General features: G+C 71.5%; 15 protein-coding genes. 4 read left to right on the plus strand and 11 right to left on the minus strand.

Annotated features, from left to right (window positions below; genetic code table 11):
• The first annotated feature begins 76 nt into the window (after positions 1 to 76).
• Positions 77 to 1,675 carry a purple acid phosphatase family protein gene (locus tag ACZ7OY_RS37965; protein WP_472250139.1) on the plus strand — a complete coding sequence of 533 codons (1,599 nt, stop codon included), beginning with the start codon at positions 77 to 79 and terminating at the stop codon, positions 1,673 to 1,675.
• A gap of 68 nt (positions 1,676 to 1,743) precedes the next feature.
• Here the strand turns inward: ACZ7OY_RS37965 and ACZ7OY_RS37970 are convergent, their stop codons facing one another.
• The 4 genes from ACZ7OY_RS37970 to ACZ7OY_RS37985 all read right to left on the minus strand — a co-directional run bounded on the left by ACZ7OY_RS37970 (position 1,744) and on the right by ACZ7OY_RS37985 (position 5,616).
• Complete coding sequence (locus tag ACZ7OY_RS37970; RefSeq protein WP_472250140.1) at positions 1,744 to 1,875, minus strand: hypothetical protein; 132 nt, start codon at positions 1,873 to 1,875, stop codon at positions 1,744 to 1,746.
• A gap of 181 nt (positions 1,876 to 2,056) precedes the next feature.
• Positions 2,057 to 2,938 carry an alpha/beta fold hydrolase gene (locus ACZ7OY_RS37975; protein ID WP_472250141.1) on the minus strand — a complete coding sequence of 294 codons (882 nt, stop codon included), beginning with the start codon at positions 2,936 to 2,938 and terminating at the stop codon, positions 2,057 to 2,059.
• Between the two features lie 81 nt (positions 2,939 to 3,019).
• Positions 3,020 to 4,651 carry an L-glutamate gamma-semialdehyde dehydrogenase gene (pruA, locus tag ACZ7OY_RS37980; RefSeq protein ID WP_472250142.1) on the minus strand — a complete coding sequence of 544 codons (1,632 nt, stop codon included), beginning with the start codon at positions 4,649 to 4,651 and terminating at the stop codon, positions 3,020 to 3,022.
• Positions 4,652 to 4,689: 38 nt separating this feature from the next.
• Positions 4,690 to 5,616, minus strand: coding sequence for a proline dehydrogenase family protein (locus tag ACZ7OY_RS37985; RefSeq protein ID WP_162468506.1), 927 nt, complete (start codon positions 5,614 to 5,616; stop codon positions 4,690 to 4,692).
• 163 nt (positions 5,617 to 5,779) lie between these two features.
• Between ACZ7OY_RS37985 and ACZ7OY_RS37990 the strand changes: the two genes are divergently transcribed.
• Entirely contained in the window at positions 5,780 to 7,060 is a 1,281-nt protein-coding gene (locus ACZ7OY_RS37990) for a PucR family transcriptional regulator (protein WP_472250143.1), read from the plus strand.
• A gap of 68 nt (positions 7,061 to 7,128) precedes the next feature.
• Here the strand turns inward: ACZ7OY_RS37990 and ACZ7OY_RS37995 are convergent, their stop codons facing one another.
• A complete protein-coding gene (locus ACZ7OY_RS37995; RefSeq protein ID WP_472250144.1) occupies positions 7,129 to 7,701 on the minus strand; it encodes a TetR/AcrR family transcriptional regulator in 573 nt (190 codons plus the stop codon).
• A 97-nt stretch (positions 7,702 to 7,798) separates the two neighbouring features.
• On the opposite strand from ACZ7OY_RS37995, the gene ACZ7OY_RS38000 reads away from it, so the two are divergent.
• On the plus strand, positions 7,799 to 9,361 hold the full coding sequence (locus ACZ7OY_RS38000) for an MFS transporter (protein ID WP_472250145.1): 1,563 nt from the start codon (positions 7,799 to 7,801) through the stop codon (positions 9,359 to 9,361).
• Between the two features lie 170 nt (positions 9,362 to 9,531).
• On the opposite strand, the gene serA is transcribed toward ACZ7OY_RS38000, so the two are convergent.
• The 6 genes from serA to ACZ7OY_RS38030 all read right to left on the minus strand — a co-directional run bounded on the left by serA (position 9,532) and on the right by ACZ7OY_RS38030 (position 19,601).
• Positions 9,532 to 11,121 (minus strand): phosphoglycerate dehydrogenase, encoded by a 1,590-nt coding sequence (gene serA, locus ACZ7OY_RS38005; RefSeq protein ID WP_351600650.1) that lies wholly within the window; start codon positions 11,119 to 11,121, stop codon positions 9,532 to 9,534.
• Positions 11,122 to 11,421: 300 nt separating this feature from the next.
• Positions 11,422 to 12,420, minus strand: a complete 999-nt coding sequence (gene ilvC, locus ACZ7OY_RS38010; protein WP_472250146.1) for a ketol-acid reductoisomerase — start codon at positions 12,418 to 12,420, stop codon at positions 11,422 to 11,424.
• Between the two features lie 119 nt (positions 12,421 to 12,539).
• Positions 12,540 to 13,064 (minus strand): acetolactate synthase small subunit, encoded by a 525-nt coding sequence (gene ilvN, locus ACZ7OY_RS38015; protein WP_152887256.1) that lies wholly within the window; start codon positions 13,062 to 13,064, stop codon positions 12,540 to 12,542.
• Between the two features lie 20 nt (positions 13,065 to 13,084).
• Positions 13,085 to 14,941, minus strand: a complete 1,857-nt coding sequence (locus tag ACZ7OY_RS38020; protein WP_472250147.1) for an acetolactate synthase large subunit — start codon at positions 14,939 to 14,941, stop codon at positions 13,085 to 13,087.
• Positions 14,942 to 15,176: 235 nt separating this feature from the next.
• A complete protein-coding gene (locus ACZ7OY_RS38025; RefSeq protein WP_472250148.1) occupies positions 15,177 to 18,257 on the minus strand; it encodes a putative bifunctional diguanylate cyclase/phosphodiesterase in 3,081 nt (1,026 codons plus the stop codon).
• Between the two features lie 393 nt (positions 18,258 to 18,650).
• Complete coding sequence (locus tag ACZ7OY_RS38030) at positions 18,651 to 19,601, minus strand: 2-hydroxyacid dehydrogenase (protein ID WP_472250149.1); 951 nt, start codon at positions 19,599 to 19,601, stop codon at positions 18,651 to 18,653.
• 74 nt (positions 19,602 to 19,675) lie between these two features.
• Between ACZ7OY_RS38030 and ACZ7OY_RS38035 the strand changes: the two genes are divergently transcribed.
• On the plus strand, positions 19,676 to 20,674 hold the full coding sequence (locus tag ACZ7OY_RS38035; protein ID WP_472250150.1) for an aldo/keto reductase: 999 nt from the start codon (positions 19,676 to 19,678) through the stop codon (positions 20,672 to 20,674).
• The last annotated feature ends 24 nt before the right edge of the window (positions 20,675 to 20,698 follow it).

Raw genomic sequence — 20,698 nt, forward strand, 5'->3', positions numbered from 1 at the left:
GGACGGGCTCATCCCGTCGGGTGGCGTTCACCCCTGCGTACGGCAGGTGTTGGCCCGCGCCGGGAAGTTCACCGCCATGGACCTTCCCGACGTCGGTATCCCGCCGCGGCTCGCGCGCCGGCTGAGCATGGCGGAACAGTACGAGTACCTGCGCACGAGGCCGACCAGGCGCCGCGCGCTGGTGACCGCGGGCGCGGTGGCGGGCGGCCTGCTGACCGGCTGCTCCGCGGCAACCGCCGCCGGGACCACGGCGGGCCCGGCCGCCCGGACGACTGCTGGGACGACGGCCGCGGGACCGCGGCCGTCGGCTTCCCGGGTGCCCGGCTCCGCCGTCGTGCCCTTCGGGCGGCATCTCGCCTTCGGCGCCGATCCGCGGACCGCGATGCGGGTCTCCTGGCAGGTGCCGGCCGCGGTGCACCGGCCGTATCTGCGCCTCGGGGCGCGGCCGGACCGGCTGGGCGCCCGGATCGAGGCCGAGGTGCGCGCCCTGCACACACCGGGGGTGGCGGGGGTGCGCCCGGCGGTGGAGCAGTACTACGTGCACGCGGCGCTGGACGGGCTGCTGCCCGGCACGACCTACTGGTACGGCGTCGGCCACGACGGCTTCGACCCGGCCGCGGCCGGGCACCGCGCCACCGTCGCCTCCTTCCGCACGGCACCCGCGGACCCGGGGACGTTCGTGTTCACCGCCTTCGGCGACCAGGGCGTCTCCCGGGCGGCGGCCTCCTGCGACCGGCTGCTGCTGACCCGCGCCCCGGCCTTCCACCTGCACGCGGGCGACCTCTGCTACGCGGACGGCAACGGGCAGGGCAAGACCTCGGACGGCTACGACCCCACCACCTGGGACCTGTTCCTCGAGCAGAACGAGCCGGTGGCCCGCTCCGTGCCGTGGATGGTGACCACCGGCAACCACGACATGGAGGCCTGGTACTCCCCCGACGGCTACGGGGGCCAGCTGGCCCGCTTCTCGCTCCCGGACAGCGGCTTCGACCCGCGCACCGCGCCGGGCGTGTACTCCTTCGTCTACGGCAACGTCGCAGTGGTGGCGCTGGACGCGAACGACGTGTCGTACGAGATCCCCGCCAACCTCGGCCACACCCAGGGCCGGCAGACGGCATGGCTGGAGCGCAGGCTGCGTGAGCTGCGGGCGGCCGACGGCGTCGACTTCCTCGTGGTCTTCTTCCACCACTGCGCCTACTCGACCTCGGCGCACGCCTCCGACGGCGGGGTGCGCGCCGCCTGGGTGCCGCTGTTCGCACAGCACCAGGTGGACCTGGTGATCAACGGGCACAACCATGTGTACGAGCGGACCGACGCCGTGAAGAACGGCGAGGTGGGCAGGCCGGTGCCGGTCGGCGGGTCGACGGACCCGACCCGGGACGGGACCGTGTACGTCACCGCCGGTGGCGGCGGCCGGGACCTGTACGGCTTTCCGGCAGGCGCCGACGAGAGCCACGAGGGCCGGGTGACCCGCCACGAGCCGGTCGAGACGTTCCACTGGACGAGGTCGCGGCAGCAGAGCGCCGAGACCGTGGACTGGTCACGGGTGCGCTACCGCGGTTTCTCCCTGCTGTCCGTGGAGGCGTCCGGCGGGACGTCCCCCCGGCTGCGGGTGTCGGCGCTCGCCGCGAACGGCGCGCGCATCGACCATTTCGAGGTGCGGCGCGGGGCGTAGACCCCGCACCGCAACCCGACGGGTGCGGCTCCCGGCACAGGGCGTTTCATCAGTACAGGGGGTCCGGCTCAGTGGCCGGTCTCGCCGCCGTTGTCACGGCGGTCGAGGGCGCGCTGGAGTGCGGCCGCGGCGTTCTTGCGGTCGGACTCGTTGCTGCGGGAGGTGTGACGGACTCGGCGGCGGACGGTCGTCTCGGCCATGGGAAATCGACTCCTTCGAAATCCGGGAGCGCGGAAAGGGGTACGAGACGCCGGAAAGGGCGGGGAGCCTGGCCGCAGGGGTTGCCTGCACGGGGTTCGGCTCACGACCGCCATTCGCTGGATCGAGCGAGACGTTCGGCTCCTACAACGCTAAGGGAGAAGCTCGCGACTGTCTCTACAATTACTCGGACTTCCTACTATCTGAGACGGCGCACGCCACCGCCTCCGTGAAGCCCGCCGGATCCTCGGTCCACACCATGTGACCGGCCTCCGGCAGGGTCACCCGGCGCACCCTCGGCAGGGCCCGCTCCAGCGAGTCCACGGCCGAGCGGGGCCGGATGTCCTGGGCTCCGTCGAGAATCGTCACCGGTACCAGCAGGGCGCGGCAGGCCTCGTACAGCCGCGCCGTGCCGCAGCGCCGGCGTCGCTCCCGGTCGAGGGCCCGGTTGCACGCCTCGTTGACCGCGAACCACGGATCGGCCATCCGCCCGGCGAGCTCCGGCGCGCGCTCGCGGTCGGCGAACTCGGCCGACCACTGGAGCACCGCCCGCTCCCGCTCCCGGCCGCCGCTCCGCAGCGGCCGGTCCGTCAGCTCCCGCCAGCGGGCCAGGCGTCCGGGACGGTCGCCGAGCCGGGCGAGGAAGTTCGCCGTGAAGGCGTCGCGCCAGCCGGCGTCCGGCCCGATGCCCGTCCCGGCGGCATAGACCAGCGCGCTCACCCGCTCCGGGTGCGCGAGCGCGTAGTCCAGTGCGAGCTGGGCGCCCCAGGAGTGACCGAGCAGGGCCATCCGGTCGAACCCGAAGTGGCGTCGTACGGCGTCCAGGTCGGCCACGAAGCGCGCGGACGTCCACGGTCCCGCGCACCGCTCGGACCGTCCGCACCCGCGCTGGTCCCAGCGGACCACCGTGGCCAGGTCCGCGAGCGGCCCGGCCGCGTCGGCGAACATGTCCCACAGGCCGGGTCCGCCGTGGCACAGCACCAGCGGCTCGCCCCGGCCCGAGCCGCTCGCCCACAGCCGTACGCCGTCGTCCGTGGTCACCGTCTCCTGCTCCGCGCGGGCCATGGGGCAAGTCTGCCCGCGCACACGCCGACGGGCCGGGCCGGATCGAGTCGATCCGGCCCGGCCCGTGCGGGGTCAGGGATGTCAGCCCATGTGCGGGTAGCCGTACTCGGTCGGCGGGACCAGCGTCTCCTTGATGGCGCGGGTCAGCGTCCAGCGCATCAGGTTCTGCGGGGCACCGGCCTTGTCGTTGGTGCCGGAGGCACGGCCGCCGCCGAAGGGCTGCTGGCCGACGACGGCGCCGGTCGACTTGTCGTTGATGTAGAAGTTGCCCGCGGCGTAGCGCAGCTTCTCCATCGTGTACGCGGCCGCCGCGCGGTCGCCCGAGATCACCGAGCCGGTGAGGGCGTAGTCGGACGCCGACTCCATCTGGGTCAGCATCTCGTCGTACTTGTCGTCCTCGTAGACGTGCACGGCGAGGAAGGGACCGAAGTACTCGGTCGTGAAGACCTCGTTCTCCGGGTCCGTGCACTCGACGACGGTCGGCCGCACGAAGTAGCCGACGGAGTCGTCGTACGAGCCGCCCGCGACGATCGTGCAGGTCGGGTCGGCCTGCGCGCGGTCGATGGCCGCCTTGTTCTTGGCGAACGACCGCTCGTCGATGACCGCGCCGATGAAGTTCGACAGGTCGGTGACGTCACCCATGGTCAGTCCGTCGACCTCGGCCGCGAACTCCTCCTTGAAACCGGAGTTCCAGATGGAGGCCGGGATGTAGGCGCGGGAGCTCGCCGAGCACTTCTGGCCCTGGTACTCGAAGGAACCGCGGGTCAGGGCGGTCTTGAGGACCGCGCGGTCGGCCGACGGGTGGGCGACCACGAAGTCCTTGCCGCCGGTCTCGCCGACCAGACGCGGGTAGGAGCGGTACTTCTCGATGTTGTTGCCGACCGTCTTCCACAGGTACTGGAAGGTCTTGGTCGAGCCGGTGAAGTGGATGCCGGCCAGGTCGCGGTGCTCCAGGGCGACCTTGGAGACCTCGATGCCGTCACCGGTGACGAGGTTGATGACGCCCTTGGGCAGGCCCGCCTCCTCCAGGAGCTGCATCAGCAGCACGGCGGCGTGGGTCTGCGTCGGGGACGGCTTCCACACGACGACGTTGCCCATGAGCGCCGGAGCGGTGGGCAGGTTGCCCGCGATCGCCGTGAAGTTGAACGGCGTGATCGCGTAGACGAAGCCCTCCAGCGGGCGGTGGTCCATGCGGTTCCACACGCCCGGGGAGTTCGCCGGCGGCTGCTCGGCGAGGATCTGGCGGGCGTAGTGGACGTTGAAGCGCCAGAAGTCGACGAGCTCGCAGGGGGTGTCGATCTCGGCCTGCTGGGCGGTCTTCGACTGGCCGAGCATGGTGGAGGCGGCCAGCGTCTCGCGCCAGGGGCCGGCCAGCAGCTCGGCGGCGCGCAGGATGATCGCGGCGCGGTCGTCGAAGGCCATCGCGCGCCAGGCCGGGGCGGCGGCGAGGGCCGCGTCCACGGCGTCCTGGGCGTCCTGCTGCGTGGCGTTGGCGTAGGTGCCGATGCGCGCCTTGTGGTTGTGCGGCTGCACGACGTCGAAACGCTCGCCGCCGCCCATGCGCCGCTCGCCGCCGATGGTCATCGGCAGGTCGATCGGGTTCTCGGCCAGCTCCTTGAGCTTGGCCTCCAGACGGGCGCGCTCGGGCGAGCCGGGGGCGTAGCCGTGCACCGGCTCGTTGACGGGGGTGGGGACCTGGGTCACAGCGTCCATTTTTTCCGTAACTCCTTGAGTCGAGCGGGTGTTCGGTCTCAGCCCTTGGTGAGGATCGAGCGGGCGAAGAAGAGGAGGTTGGCCGGCTTCTCCGCCAGGCGACGCATGAAGTAGCCGTACCAGTCGGTGCCGTACGCGGTGTAGACGCGCATACGGTGGCCCTCGGCGGCGAGCCGCACGTGCTCGTCGCTGCGGATGCCGTACAGCATCTGGAACTCGTACTCGTCCAGCTTGCGCCCGGCGGTCCGCGCCAGCTCCTGTGCGATCGAGATGAGACGCGGGTCGTGGGACCCGATCATCGGGTAGCCCTCGCCCTCCATCAGGATCTTCAGGATCCGGACGTACGCCTTGTCGGTCTCGGACTTCTTCTGGTACGCGACCTCGGCGGGCTCCTTGTAGGCGCCCTTGACGATGCGTACGCGGCTGCCGGCCGCGGCGAGCCGGCGGGCGTCGTCCTCGGTGCGGAAGAGGTAGGCCTGGATCACACAGCCGGTCTGCGGGAAGTCCTTCCGCAGCTCCTCGTGGATGGCGAACATCGAGTCGAGGGTGGTGTGGTCCTCGGCGTCGAGCGTGACGGTGGTGCCGATCGCGGCGGCGGCCTCGACGACCGGGCGGACGTTGGCCAGGGCCAGCTCGTGGCCGCCCTCCAGGGCCTGTCCGAACATGGAGAGCTTGACCGACATCTCGGCCTTGGTGCCGAGGCCGAGCTCCTTGAGGCGGCCGATCAGCTCCAGGTACGCGTCCCGGGCGGCGTACGACTGCTCGGGGGTGGTGATGTCCTCGCCGACGACGTCCATCGTGACTTCCAGGCCCTTGCCCGTGAGGTCCTTGATGATCGGGACGACCTGGTCGACGGTCTCACCGGGGATGAAGCGGTCGACGACCGGCTTGGTCACCGGAGCGGCCGAGATCAGACGGCGCATCCGGTCGCTGCGCGACGCGGCGAGAATCACGGGACCCAGCACGGGGCACCTCCACAGACAAGCATGAAACGGCCGCTTCCCGACGATTCGGGAACGGCACGGAGAACCACCGTGAAACCTAAGGATCTCTCCGATCGTGGGCCATCGACAGCTGTCACGCATCCGCGCCCCGGTTCTCAGACAGATGTATGAAAGGCCCCTGCGGATGCGGGAGAATGCCGGAGTGACGTCGGACGCCGCGCCCTTCCACCACCGGGCTGACTACCAGGAGCTGGTCGACGAGCTCTCGGAGCTGCTGGGCGCTCCGGCGACGCTGGAGAACCGCGACTTCGAGCTGATCGCCTTCGGCGCGTACGACAGCGAGGACGAGCTGGACGCCGCGGCCCTGGACCCGGTGCGCACCCGCTCGATCCTGACCCGCCGCTCCACGGCGGCGGTGCGCACCTGGTTCGAGGGCTTCGGCATCACCCGGGCGGCCGGTCCGGTGCGGATCCCGCCCACCCCGGAGGCGGGCGTGTACCGGGGGCGCATCTGCCTGCCGGCCCGTCATCGGGGTGTCGTCCTCGGATACGTGTGGCTACTGGACGACGACCCGGGCCCCTCCGAGGCACAGCTGGCCGCCGCCATGCGGGTCGCCGGCCGGATCGGGGAGCTGCTGGCCGACGAGGCGCAGCACGGCGCCGACCTGTCCCGGGAGCTGCGGGCGGTGCTGACGGCCGAGCGCGGCTGGCAGCAGGAGATGGCGGTGGCGGAGCTGCGTACGGCGCTGGGCGCCCGCGCGGACGGTCTGCACACGCTCGTCTGTGTGGCCCCCTGGCGGACGGCCGATCCGCAGGGCGCTCCGTCGGCGCGGGCGGTGCCGCACGCCACCGCCCTGTGCACGGTCCCCTGGGGCGCCACCGGGCAGAGCCTCGCGGTGCTGGTGCGGCTGCGGTCCGCGGACGTGCGCGCGCCCGCGCTGACCACGGCCGCGCGGCTGCTGAAGGAAGGGGCGCCGGGGGCGGCCGGGGCGAGGGAAGGGGCCGCGGGCGCGGCCGGGACGAAGGAGGGGGCCGCCGCGGCCGGGGTGAGCGAGGCGCGCACCGGACTCGCCGAGCTGGCCACCGCCTGGCACGAGGCCGCGGCGGCGGCGCGGGCGGCGCTGGCGGAGCCCCGCCTCGGGCCGGTCGCCGAGTGGTCGGCCATCGGGCCGTACCGGTTGCTGACCGCGCTGCCCCCGGCGGCCGCCAGCGACAGCGCCGTACAGGCCTTGCTGTCCCCGGCCCAGAGGGACCTCGCGCGCACCGCCGAGGCCTACCTCGACTGCGCGGGCCAGGCCGGCCGTACGGCGGCGGAGCTGGGCATCCACCGGCAGACCCTGTACTACCGGCTGTCCCGTGTCGAGCAGCTGACGGGACTGGACCTGGACGACGGGGAGGACCGGCTGCTGCTGCACATGGCACTGAAGGGCGCGCGGCTGCGCGACGACGGGGCCGCCGCGCACTGAACGCCTGAACGCCGCCGCCCCCGGCACGCCGCCGGCACGTCAGGCCCGGTCGGCGGCCTCGATGAGCGTCAGGCCCGGTTGGCGGCCTCGATGATCTGCCGCAGCCCCTCCGTCAGCACGTCCCCGTCGGGCGCGGTCTTCGGGTCGAAGGTCCACTGCGCGATGAGGCCCGACATCAGCGTCATGTAGAAGCGGCCCAGCGTGTCCGCGGTCTCGTCGGACACCTCCTCCTCCGGCACGCCCATGAGGAGTGAGACGAGGCCCCGGCCGCCCTCCCGCTGGGCGCGGGCCAGATGGTCGCGCACCTCGGGCAGGTCGATGGTGATGACCTCCATGCCGAGCCGCCACATCGAGCCGGGCTGCCGCATCGACTCGGCGATGTTCGACCACACCTCGCGGAAACGCTCCAGCGAGCCGGGCGGGGCGCCGATCCCGTTTCCCCCGTCCCCGTCGAAGGGCACCTCGTCCACCAGCGAGAGGTACGCCTGCGCGAGGAGCGCGTCCTTCGACCCGTAGTGGTAGCCGATGGACGCGAGATTCGTCCCCGACTCCTTCACGATGTCGCGCGCCGTGGTGCGCGCGAAGCCCTTCGCCAGCAGGCAGCGCTTGGCGCCTTCCAGCAGATCCTCACGATGTCCCATGCCCAGCACCCTACCGCCGATCCATACAGCCGTCCTAGACACACGACTTATACAATCGTTCTAGACAACCGTTTAAGACGCGCGTACATTCCTCGGCATGACGAACTCTCCGAGCACCAACCCACCCGGCACCGACCCGGCCGGCCCCACCGCGACGGGCACCACCACGGCCCCGGCCGCCCTCGCCGGCCGCCGCGAGTGGACCGCCCTGGCCGTGCTGATGCTTCCGCTGCTGCTGGTCTCGATGGACGTCTCCGTCCTCTACTTCGCGATCCCGGCGATCAGCGCGGACCTCGCCCCCAGCGGCACCCAGCAGCTGTGGATCTTCGACATCTACGCATTCGTCCTGGCGGGCCTGCTGATGACGATGGGCTCGCTCGGCGACCGCATCGGCCGGCGCAGGCTGCTGCTGATCGGCGCCGCCGCCTTCGGCACCGCCTCGGCGGTGGCCGCCTACGCGAACAGCCCCGAGACCCTGATAGCGGCCCGCGCGGTCCTCGGCATCGGCGGCGCGACCCTGATGCCGTCGACGATGGCGATCATCCGGACGATGTTCACCGACCCCGGACAGCGCACGAAGGCGATCGGCCTGTGGTCCGGTGTCATGACCGGCGGCATCGCCCTCGGTTCGGTGCTGAGCGGAGTCCTCGTCCAGTACTTCTGGTGGGGCTCGGTCTTCCTGGTCAACCTGCCCGCGATGGCGCTGCTGCTGGTCCTCGGCCCGTTCCTGCTCCCCGAGTCCAGGGACCCGCGGCCCGGCCGCTTCGACTGGCCGAGCGTCCCCCTGTCCATGGCCGCGGTGCTCCCCGTCGTCTACGGCCTGAAGGGCATCCCCTCCGACGGCTGGAACGTGCGGTACGTCCTCGCGATCACCGTCGGCCTGCTCTTCGCGGCCCTCTTCGTCCACCGCCAGCGCACGGTCGAGCACCCGATGATCTCTCCGGCGCTGTTCCGCGGCCCCGGCTTCGCCCCCGCCGTCGTCCTCAACCTCGTCTCGTCCTTCGCGATACTGGGCTCGGCGTTCTTCACCACCCAGTACCTCCAGTCGGTGCTGGACAAGAGCGCGATGGAAGCGGCCCTGTGGTCGCTGCTGCCGTCCGTGCCGATCGGCATGGCCGCCCCGGCGGCGACCGCCCTGGTCCAGAAGGGCGTCAACCGCGCCTACGTCGTCACCGCCGGCCTGGTGATCGGCGCGGCCGGCTACGGTCTGCTCGCCCTGGCCGGCACCGACTCGCTCTGGCTGGTCCTGACCGCGTGCGGGGTGCTCGCCTCCGGCATCGTCATGGTCATCTCCCAGATGATGGACCTGGCGCTGAGCGCGGCCCCGGCCGAGAGCGCGGGCGCCGCCGCCTCCCTCCTGGAGACCGGCGCGGAGTTCGGCGGCGCCCTGGGCATGGCGGTCCTCGGCTCCATCGGCACCGCGGTCTACCGGCACGCGATGCCGTCCTCGGCACCGGCCGGGGCCCACGAGACGCTGGGCGGCGCGCTCGCCCTCGCCGGCCGGCTCCCGGGGCGCACGGGTGACGCCCTGGCAGCGGCGGCGCGGGCGGCCTTCACCGACGGGATGCAGGCGGCCGGGATCGCGGGGGCGGCGCTGCTGATCGCGGCGGCGGTACTGGCGGCGGTGACCCTGCGGAAGATCCGCGTCGAGGCCGGATGACCACGCACGCACAAAGCGCCGGGCGGGCTGAGAACCCTCAGCCCGCCCGGCGCTTTCGTCACACTCTGTCGGCCCGCCCGGCCCATCCGGCCCGTCCGACGTTTGGGGACGAGGCCGTTCGGGCCGAAGCGGGGCCCGGGGGCGGCAGCCCCCGGACACGACGCGCAACCTCAGACGAGGTTGACCGATCGGGCCGACGTCGCGCCGATCTCCGCCGAGACCTCGGCCAGCACCGCCGGCGGCACCGTGTCGTCCACGGTCAGCACGGCCAGCGCCTCGCCACCGACCGCCGCACGGGCGACCTGCATACCGCCGATGTTGATGCCGGCCTCGCCCAGGATGCGGCCCACCGTGCCGACGACGCCCGGACGGTCCTCGTAGCGCAGCACCACCATGTGGTCGGCGAGCGCGAGGTCGACGTCGTAGTCACCGACGGCGACGACCTTCTGGAGGTGCTTGGGGCCGGCCAGCGTGCCGGAGACGGAGACCTCCTCGCCGTTGCCGAGGGTGCCGCGCACGGTGACCACGTTGCGGTGGTCGGGCGACTCGGAGCTGGTGGTCAGCCGTACCTCGACGCCACGCTCCTGCGCGAACAGCGGGGCGTTGACGTAGGAGACCGTCTCGGCGACGACGTCCTCGAAGACGCCCTTGAGCGCCGACAGCTCCAGCACCTTCACGTCGTGCTGGGTGATCTCGCCGTACACCTCGACGTCGAGGCGGACCGCGACCTCACCGGCGAGCGCCGTGAAGATCCGGCCGAGGCGCTCGGCGAGCGGCAGGCCCGGCTTGACGTCCTCGGCGATGACACCGCCCTGGACGTTCACCGCGTCCGGCACGAGCTCGCCGGCGAGGGCGAGGCGTACGGACCGGGCGACCGCGATGCCCGCCTTCTCCTGCGCCTCGTCGGTCGACGCGCCGAGGTGCGGGGTGGCCACGACCTGGTCGAACTCGAACAGCGGGGAGTCCGTGCAGGGCTCCTTGGTGTACACGTCGAGACCGGCACCGGCGACCCGGCCCTCCTTGAGGGCGGAGTACAGCGCCTCCTCGTCGACGATGCCGCCGCGCGCGGCGTTGACGATGCGCACGCTCGGCTTGACCTTGCGCAGCGCCTCGTCGCCGATCAGACCGACCGTCTCGGGGGTCTTGGGCAGGTGGACGGTGATGAAGTCGGAGACCTCCAGCAGCTCGTCCAGCGACAGCACCTTCACGCCCATCTGGGCGGCGCGCGCGGGCTGCACGTACGGGTCGTAGGCGACGACCTTCATGCCGAACGCGGACATGCGCTGCGCCACGAGGGCACCGATGCGGCCCAGACCGACCACACCGAGGGTCTTCTCGGCCAGCTCGACGCCGGTGTACTTGCTCCGCTTCCACTCGCCGTTCTTCAGGGCGGTGTTGGCCTGCGGGATGTGGCGCGCGGTGGCCAGCAGCAGACCGCAGGCGAGCTCGGCGGCGGTCACGATGTTCGAGGTGGGGGCGTTGACGACCATCACGCCGGCCTTGGTGGCCGAGGAGACGTCCACGTTGTCCAGGCCGACGCCGGCTCGCGCGACGACCTTGAGCTTCTTGGCGGCGGCCACCGCCTCGGCGTCGACCTTGGTGGCCGAGCGGATCAGAATCGCGTCGACGTCGGCAATGGCCGGGAGCAGTTCGGCTCGGTCGGCTCCGTTGCAGTGCCGGATCTCGAAGTCCGGGCCCAGCGCCTCCACGGTCGCGGGCGACAGCTCTTCAGCGATCAGTACGACAGGTTTCGAGCTCACGTGAGTCCTCACAAGTCTGGGGCACCTCCCATGCCCGCCAGGCCATGGGGGCGCGTGCGGACGGCCGTCCCGACGGCCGCAGGCGGAGGAGGGGGCTAGCCGCGTGGAAGACGCACGACGCTGTGGGCCTGACGCGTATGTAGTGGAGCAGTGTAGTAGCGCGGCAGAGGCTGTCTTGCGCCTCTGCGTAAGGATCACCCGTCCGTGGCTGGACGGGTTGGACAACACACTGATTCCCGGTGTTACCCAGGGTCTGCCGAAGGGCCGGAGCGCGCCGCCCCGGCCCTTCGGTCACAAGGCTTACGCCTCCTCGTCGACCCAGCTCATCAGCTTGCGCAGCTGCTTGCCGGTGGTCTCCAGCAGGTGCTCGGAGTCCTGCTGCTTGTACTCGTTGTACTTCTTCAGACCGCCGTGGTACTCGTCCATCCAGTTCTTGGCGAACGTGCCGTCCTGGATCTCGGCGAGGACCTTCTTCATCTCGGCCTTGGTGGCGTCGGTGATGATGCGCGGGCCGGTGACGTAGTCGCCCCACTCGGCGGTCTCGGAGATCGACCAGCGCATCTTCTCCAGGCCGCCCTCGTACATGAGGTCGACGATCAGCTTCAGCTCGTGCAGGCACTCGAAGTACGCGATCTCCGGCTGGTAGCCGGCCTCGGTCAGCGTCTCGAAGCCCGCCTTGACCAGCGCGGCCGTACCACCGCAGAGGACGGCCTGCTCACCGAACAGGTCGGTCTCGGTCTCCTCGGTGAAGGTCGTCTTGATGACGCCGGCCCGCGTGCCGCCGATGCCCTTGGCGTACGACAGCGCCAGCGCGAAGGCGTTACCGGTGGCGTCCTGCTCGACGGCGGCGATGCACGGAACGCCGCGGCCCTCCTCGTACTGACGGCGCACCAGGTGGCCCGGGCCCTTCGGGGCGACCATGCAGACGTCCACGCCGGCCGGGGGCTTGATGAAGCCGTAGCGGATGTTCAGGCCGTGGCCGAAGAACAGGGCGTCGCCGTCCTTCAGGTTCGGGGCGATGGACTCCTCGTAGACCTGGGCCTGGAGCGGGTCCGGCACCAGGATCATGATGACGTCGGCCTCGGCCGCGGCCTCGGAGGGCGTCACCACGCGCAGCCCCTGCTCCTCGGCCTTCGCCTTGGACTTGGAGCCCTCGTGCAGGCCCACCCGCACGTCGACACCCGAGTCACGCAGCGACAGGGCGTGCGCGTGGCCCTGGCTGCCGTAGCCGATGACCGCGACCTTGCGGCCCTGGATGATGGACAGGTCGGCGTCGGCGTCGTAGAACAGCTCGGCCACTTTGGGTTCTCTCCTTGGTGTGCAGGTGTTGCTCTCACCGTATGACGATGAGGGGAAGGGTAGGTTTCGGGTCTCGGTATACGGGCGGCCCGCCGACGGCCGGCCGCCCCTACCCAGGCTTACGCAGAACGGTCCAGCGCGCGCAGCGACCGGTCCGTGATCGAGCGGGCGCCGCGGCCGATGGCGATCGTGCCGGACTGGACGAGCTCCTTGATGCCGTACGGCTCCAGCATCTTGAGCATGGCCGACAGCTTGTCGCCGCTGCCGGTGGCCTCGATGGTCACGGCCTCCGGGGAGACGTCGACGGTCTTGGCGCGGAACAGCTGGACGATCTCGACGATCTGGGAGCGCGTCTCGTTGTCGGCGCGCACCTTCACCAGAACGAGTTCGCGCTGAACGGCCGAACCCGGCTCCAGTTCGACGATCTTGAGCACGTTGACGAGCTTGTTGAGCTGCTTGGTGACCTGTTCGAGCGGCAGGTCCTCCACCTGCACCACGATGGTGATGCGGGAGATGTCGGGGTGCTCGGTGACCCCGACCGCGAGCGAGTCGATGTTGAAGCCGCGGCGGGAGAACAGGGCGGCGATCCGGGCGAGGATGCCGGGCGTGTTCTCGACCAGGACGGAGAGCGTGTGCTTGGACATTGCGGTGTGGTCTCTCTCGCTCAGTCGTCTTCGTTGTCGCCGAAGTCGGGGCGGACGTCCCGGGCGGCCATGATCTCGTCGTTGGACGTGCCGGCGGCGACCATCGGCCACACCATCGCGTCCTCGTGGACGATGAAATCCACGACGACCGGGCGGTCGTTGATGGAGTTCGCCTCCGCGATGACCTTGTCGAGGTCGTCCGGCGACTCGCAGCGGATCGCGTAGCAGCCCATCGCCTCCGACAGCTTCACGAAGTCCGGGATGCGGGTGCCGGCGCTCGGCTCCCTGCCCGTCGCGTCCGGGCCGGAGTGCAGCACGGTGTTGGAGTAGCGCTGGTTGTAGAACAGGGTCTGCCACTGGCGGACCATGCCCAGGGCGCCGTTGTTGATGATCGCGACCTTGATCGGGATGTTGTTCAGGGCGCAGGTCGTCAGTTCCTGATTGGTCATCTGGAAGCAGCCGTCGCCGTCGATCGCCCAGACGGTCCGGTCCGGCACACCCGCCTTGGCGCCCATGGCGGCGGGGACCGCGTACCCCATGGTCCCGGCGCCGCCGGAGTTCAGCCAGGTCGCGGGCTTCTCGTACTGGATGTAGTGCGCCGACCACATCTGGTGCTGGCCCACGCCCGCCGCGAAGACCGTGCCCTCGGGGGCGAGCTGGCCGATGCGCTGGATGACCTGCTGCGGCGAGAGCGAGCCGTTCTCGGGCTGCTCGTAACCCAGCGGGTAGGTCTGCCGCCAGCGGTCGAGGTCCTTCCACCAGGCGGAGTAGTCGCCCTTCTGGCCCTCGCTGTGCTCCTTCTGCACCGCCTGGACCAGGTCCGCGATCACCTCACGGGCGTCGCCCACGATCGGCACGTCCGCCTCGCGGTTCTTGCCGATCTCCGCGGGGTCGATGTCCGCGTGGACGATCTTGGCGTGCGGGGCGAAGCTGTCCAGCTTGCCGGTGACCCGGTCGTCGAAGCGGGCGCCGAGGGCGACGATCAGGTCGGCCTTCTGCAGCGCGGTGACGGCGGTGACCGAACCGTGCATGCCCGGCATCCCCACGTGCAGCGGGTGGCTGTCGGGGAACGCGCCCAGCGCCATGAGGGTGGTGGTGACGGGCGCTCCGGTGAGCTCGGCGAGGACCCTCAGCTCGGCGGTGGCGCGGGCCTTGAGCACCCCGCCGCCGACGTAGAGGACGGGCCGCTTCGCGGAGGTGATCAGCTTGGCGGCCTCGCGGATCTGCTTGGCGTGCGGCTTGGTCACCGGGCGGTAGCCCGGCAGGTCCATCACCGGCGGCCAGGAGAACGTGGTCTGCGCCTGGAGGGCGTCCTTGGCGATGTCGACCAGGACCGGTCCGGGGCGGCCGGTGGAGGCGATGTGGAACGCCTGCGCGATCACCCGCGGGATGTCCTCCGCCTTCGTGACCAGGAAGTTGTGCTTGGTGATCGGCATGGTGATGCCGACGATGTCCGCCTCCTGGAACGCGTCGGTCCCGATCGCCTTCGAGGCGACCTGGCCGGTGATCGCGACCAGCGGCACGGAGTCCATGTGGGCGTCCGCGATCGGCGTGACCAGGTTGGTCGCACCCGGGCCCGAGGTCGCCATGCACACACCGACCCGGCCGGTGGCCTGCGCGTACCCGGTGGCCGCGTGGCCGGCGCCCTGCTCGTGGCGGACCAGGACGTGGCGCACCCGGGTCGAGTCCATCAACGGGTCGTAGGCAGGGAGGATCGCACCGCCGGGAATGCCGAATACCGTGTCGGCCCCGACCTCCTCAAGAGAGCGGATGAGGGACTTCGCGCCCGTGACGTGCTCGACGGACGCGGACTGTCCTCCGGATCGGGGCCGCGGCTGCGGATGGTGGGCCCCGGTGGCCTGCTCGGTCATCGTCATTCTCTTCTCGATGCTGAGGGTTTTTGCGAAGTTCGTGCGGTGTGCGGCTGTTGCACGCCAGGCTCTGTGCAACAAAAAACCCCTCGTGCCGAAAGGCAAGCGAGGGGAGCGCGCCGGTGAGGTCGCTGGGGATTCCGGATCCTCTCCGGTCGTTCCCAGCTCAGCCGACGCGCTGTCCAAGTACGAGAATTCGGGTGCGCATGGCACTGACCCTCCCCCCGGCGCACATCCACTGTCAAGTGGGTGGGACGGGAGTCTCATTATGTGAGCGGAGAGCCGTCCCGCCCCCGAGGACGGCGGCCACCCCGCCCGGGTACGCCCCGGCACCGCCGCCGCCCACGAACGCGGGCTCGGCCGGTCCGTGGGGCACCGGATAGTGGCCGGAAGCGAGTGCCCGGCGCAGCCGGTACTCGTCGAGCGGGCCGGAGAACGCCATGCCCTGGCCATGGGTGCAGCCCATGGCGCGCAGGGCGACGACCTGCTCCGGGAGGTCCACGCCGTCGGCCACGGACTGGAGCCCCAGATCGCTCGCGATCCGCAGCAGCCCGCTGGTGATCTTGTGCAGCCGGGCCGACTCCACGACCCCCTCGACGAGCGAGCGGTCGAGCTTCAGCATGTCGACGGGGAGTCTGCGAAGCGCCGTGATGGCCGCGTAACCGCTTCCGAAGCCGTCCAGGGCGATACGGACACCCAGGCGCCGCAGGGCGCTCAGGCGGCGCTCCAGCTCGTCCAGCGGCACCCTGGGCTCGGTGTCGGCGAGCTCTATCACCAGGGACCCCGACGGCAGGCCGTGCCGGGTCAGCAGGGCCTCGACGGAACCGAGCGGCATCGAGCGGTCGAGCAGCCGACGGGCGCTGACCCGCACGACCACCGGCACGCCCAGACCGGTCCCGATCCGTTCGGCGGCCTGTTCGACGGCCTCCTCCAGGACCCAGCGGCCCAGCTCGGCGGTCTTGTCGCTGTCCTCCGCGACCCGCAGGAACTCGGCGGGCGTGAAGAGCACCCCCTGGGAGGAGCGCCAGCGGGCCTGGGCGGTGACCGACGTGATCCGGCCGTCCTCCAGACCGACCACGGGCTGGTGCAGCAGCGCGAACTCGCCGTCGTGCAGCGCGGCCCGCAGTCGCGTGGCCAGTTCGGCCTTGCGTACGACGTCCTGCTGCATCTGCGGCTTGTACAGCTCGACCCGGCCCTTGCCGGCCGCCTTGGCGCGGTACATGGCGAGGTCGGCGTTGCGCAGCAGCTCGCCCGCGCCGAGGCCGGACTCGGCGAAGGCGACGCCGATGGACGCGGCGACGCGGACCTCGTTGCCGTCGATCACGTACGGCTGCGAGAGCGTGACCCTGAGGCGGTCGGCGAGCTCCAGGATGTGACGCTCCCGGGCGGTACGGTCACGGGTTCCGTCGCCGGTGATCAGGGCCGCGAACTCGTCGCCGCCCAGCCGGGAGGCGGTGTCCCCGTGCCGGACGGCGTCCTGGAGCCTGCGGGCGGCCTGGACCAGCAGTTCGTCCCCTGCCTGGTGCCCGATGGTGTCGTTGACGGCCTTGAAGCCGTCGAGGTCGATGAAGAGCACGGCGGTGCCGCGCAGGGCGGTGCGGTCGGCGGCCCGGCGGCCCGACAGCGCCTGCTGCACCCGCCGGGTGAACAGCGCGCGGTTGGGCAGGTCGGTGAGCGGGTCGTGCTCGGCGTTGTGCTGGAGCTGTGCCTGCAGCCGCACCCGCTCGGTCACGTCCCGGCTGTTGAAGATCAGACCGCCGTGATGGCGGTTGACGGTGGACTCGACGTTCAGCCAGCCGCCGTCCCCCGACCTGAAACGGCACTCGATACGGGTGGTGGCCTCCTCCAGGGGGCTGGCGGCGAGGAAGCGGCGCACCTCGTGCACCACGCAGCCCAGGTCCTCCGGATGGATGAGACCGGCCAGCTCGGTGCCGACCAGGTCCTCCGCGGGCCGTCCGTAGACCCCGGCGGCGGCCGGGGAGACGTACCGGAGGATGCCGTTGGGTGCGGCGATCATGATGACGTCGCTGGAGCCCTGCACCAGGGAGCGGAAGTGGTTCTCCTGCTGCGCCAGTTCCTGGGTGAGGGTGATGTTGTCGAGGAGCATGATGCCCTGGCGCACCACGAGGGCGAGGACGACCGTGCCGCCGGTGAAGAGCACCACGCGGTCGACGCTGTGTCCGTCGAGGACGTTGTAGAGGATGCCGAGGGTGCAGACGGCGGCGGCGAGGTAGGGCGTGAGGGCGGCCAGGGAGCCGGCGATGGGCCGGGTGGCCGGATACCGGCTGTGATCACCGCCCTGCGGTGCTCCGGGGGGCGCTTCCTCGGGCGTCTCCCGGGAGGCGCCGGGCGGCGTGCCCCGGGTCGTGCCGCGCGGTGTCTCCTGCGGCGGCCCGGCGGGGTGACCGCCGGGACGCTGTCCGGGCAGGTGCTCGCGCACCACACGCGTGTGCCCTTCGCCGCCCGCCGGCTCCTTGGGCCGGGGCGCGGCCCAGGGGGCGTACGCGAGCAGCAGGGAACCGGCGAACCAGCCCGCGTCGAGCAGCTGGCCGGAGCGGTAGTTGTCGTGCAGCAGCGGCGAGGTGAACAGGGCGTCGCACATCACGGTCAGGGCGAGCGCGCCGATCGCGGTGTTGACCGCGGTGCGGTTGACCGCCGAGCGCCGGAAGTGCAGCGCGAGCACCATGCTGACCAGGGCGATGTCGAGCAGCGGGTAGGCCAGCGACAGCGCGGTGTGCGCCACGCTCGGCCCGTCGAACTTCGCCGCCTGGGCGAGCGCCAGGCTCCAGGACAGGGTGATCAGCGAGCCGCCGATCAGCCATGCGTCCAGGGCCAGGCAGACCCAGCCGGCCTTGGTCACCGGCCGCTTGGCCAGCACCAGCAGCCCCACGATCGCGGGCGGGGCGAAGCACAGGAAGAACAGGTCGGCATAGCTGGGGCTGGGCACGGGCCGCTCCAGGACGACCTCGTACCACCCCCAGACGCCGTTGCCCAGGGCGGCCATCGCCGAGGACAGGGCGAACAGCAGCCAGGCGGATCGGAAGCGGACGCGCCGGGTGCGCGCGTAGAGGAAGCACGAGACGGCGGCGCTGCCCGCCGCGGCGCTCAGCCCGAAGTCACCCATGATCAGCGCGACTTCGCCGGAGCCCCAGCCGAGCGCGGATCCGACGGCGTAGACCGCGCACGCCAGGGCCAGGGCGAGTTGGTGGACCAGGTTCGATCCGCCGCCGGGGGCCGACGGGCCGAACAGCGGTGCCCGCACGGCAGGCTGCGCGCGCAGCGTCCCGTCGAGGGTGGACACGGAAGGCCGGAGCGAACTCACCGGTCCCTCCCGCTCCGCGCGGCTCCCGGGTCCCGCGGGTCCCGGTGCGCTGGATGCGCTCTCCTGCGACAACTGTGCCTGCGCTGGTGATGGTTGTGGTTACCACTGTGATCGGCATGGTGACCGCGTCGTCTGCGCGCGGCCGTGCGCCAGGGCCGCCGTCGGCGGTCCCGACGCGTCGGGTCGTTCGTCCATAGGCCGTGCATCGCCCGTCGCCCCCCTCACAAGTCTGAAATATCCATCCCCGGCGCCGAACGGTGCGCGGCGCAGCCCCTGTCGGGACGATACACCAGTCCCGTCACTCAGGGACATAGTTCCTCTACGCTCCGTGACGACGCAGGACAGGCGGGCACACACCGCGCCCGCAGGACTGCGGAGGGTGCTCGCCGTGGATCACAGATCGGCCGTGCCTGTCGTACGGATCACGTGGCGCAGCGGCTGCCGGTTCACGAAGCGCCCCAACTGGTCGACCAGCAACCGCTTGGCGCGGGGCAGGAACGCGGACGTCGGACCGCCGACGTGCGGGCTGATCAGCACGCCCGGCGCGTGCCACAGCGGGTGACCGGGGGGCAGCGGCTCGGGGTCCACGACGTCCAGGGCGGCGGTGATGCGGCCGCTCTCCAGTTCCCTGAGCAGCGCCTCGGTGTCGACGACCGGCCCGCGGGCGACGTTGACCAGCAGCGCGCCGTCCTTCATCCGGGCCAGGAAGGCCTCGTCGACCAGGCCGCGGGTGCTCTCCGTGAGCGGCGTGGAGAGGACGACGACGTCCGCCTCCGGGAGCAGGGCGGGCAGTTCGGTGAGCGGATGCACCCGACCGCGCGCCGTGGTGCGCTCAGAGCGCGCGACTCGCGCCACCCGCGCCACCTCGAACGGGACGAGCCGGTCCTCGATGGCCTCGCCGATGGCTCCGTACCCGACGACGAGGACGTTCTTGTCGGCGAGCGCCGGCCGGAAACCGCCGGCCCACCGGCCCTGTTCCTGGGCCCGCACGAAGTCGGGGATGCCCCGCAGCGAGGCGAGGATCAGCGCCAGCGCGAGTTCGGCCGTGCTCGCGTCGTGCACTCCGCGCGCGTTGCACAACTGCACGCCGGGGCGCAGGTACTTGAGACCGGGTTCCACATTGTCGGTGCCGGCGGAGAGCGTCTGGACCACCTGGACGGAGCTCATCGCCGGCAGGGGGCGCAGGCCGACGTCGGCGGGTTTCATGTAGGGCACGACGTAGAAGGCGCAGTCGGCCGGGTCCGCGGGGAAGTCCGCCTCGCCGTTCCAGAACAGGTATGCGGGCCCTTGCGGAAGGCCCTCGATCTCGTCCGGCGGAATGGGAAGCCATACGTCAGCACTCATGGTCAGGAGGCTATGTCAGGCCAACCGGAGGCAGAGGTTAGGTTGGGGGCCGGGCGAGGGAGGTTCACGAGCAGGTGGAGCGCAGGACGATCGGTGCGGGGGCACTCGCGACGGGGGCCGTCGGACTCGGGTGCATGCCGATGAGCTGGGCCTACAGCGGGTCGCAACAACGCGGCGACGAGTCGCTGAGAGCGGTGCACCGGGCCCTGGACCTGGGCTCGACGCTCCTCGACACGGCTGACATGTACGGCCCGTTCACCAACGAGCTTTTGGTGGGGCGGGTGTTGAAGGAGCGGCGCGGGGACGCGTTCGTGTCCACCAAGGTCGGCCTGCTGGTCGGCGAGCAGCACATCGTGGCCAACGGGCGCCCCGGATACGTGAGAAGAGCCTGCGACGCCTCGCTGCGCCGGCTCCAGACGGACGTGATCGACCTCTACCAGCTGCACCGGGCCGACCCCGAGGTTCCCGTCGAGGAGACCTGGGGCGCGATGGCGGAGCTCGTACGGGCCGGGAAGGTGCGGGCACTCGGACTGTGCGCGGTGGGCGCGCGCGGCGGACGCCGCACCGGGGGGCAGCTGCACGACGCGACGATCCGTCAGTTGCAGCGAATACAACAGGTGTTCCCGGTGAGCGCGGTGGAGGCCGAGCTGTCCGTGTGGTCGCCGGAGGCGCTGGACGCGCTGGTGCCGTGGTGCGCGGCGCGCGGGGTCGGCTTCCTGGCGGCGATGCCGCTCGGCAACGGCTTCCTGACCGGCACGCTGACCCCCGGCGAGGGCTTCGAGCCGGACGACATGCGCGCCCGCCACCCCCGCTTCACCGCCGAGATGATGGCCGCGAACCAGCCGATCGTCGCCGGTCTGCGCCGGGTGGCCCGGCGGCACGGTGAGCACGTCACGGCGGCCCAGGTGGCCCTGGCCTGGGTACTGGCCCAGGGGCGGCACGTGCTGCCCGTGCCGGGTGCGAAGCGGGAGCGGTGGGTGACGGAGAACGCGGCGGCGGCCGCGCTGCGGCTGACCGCCGACGATCTGGCGGAAGTGGCCGCGCTGCCGGGGGCGATGGGGTCCTGGGACTGAGCCGGGAAGCCCTCGGGGCCCGCA

This window comes from Streptomyces sp. NPDC107559 (genome assembly GCF_055657365.1).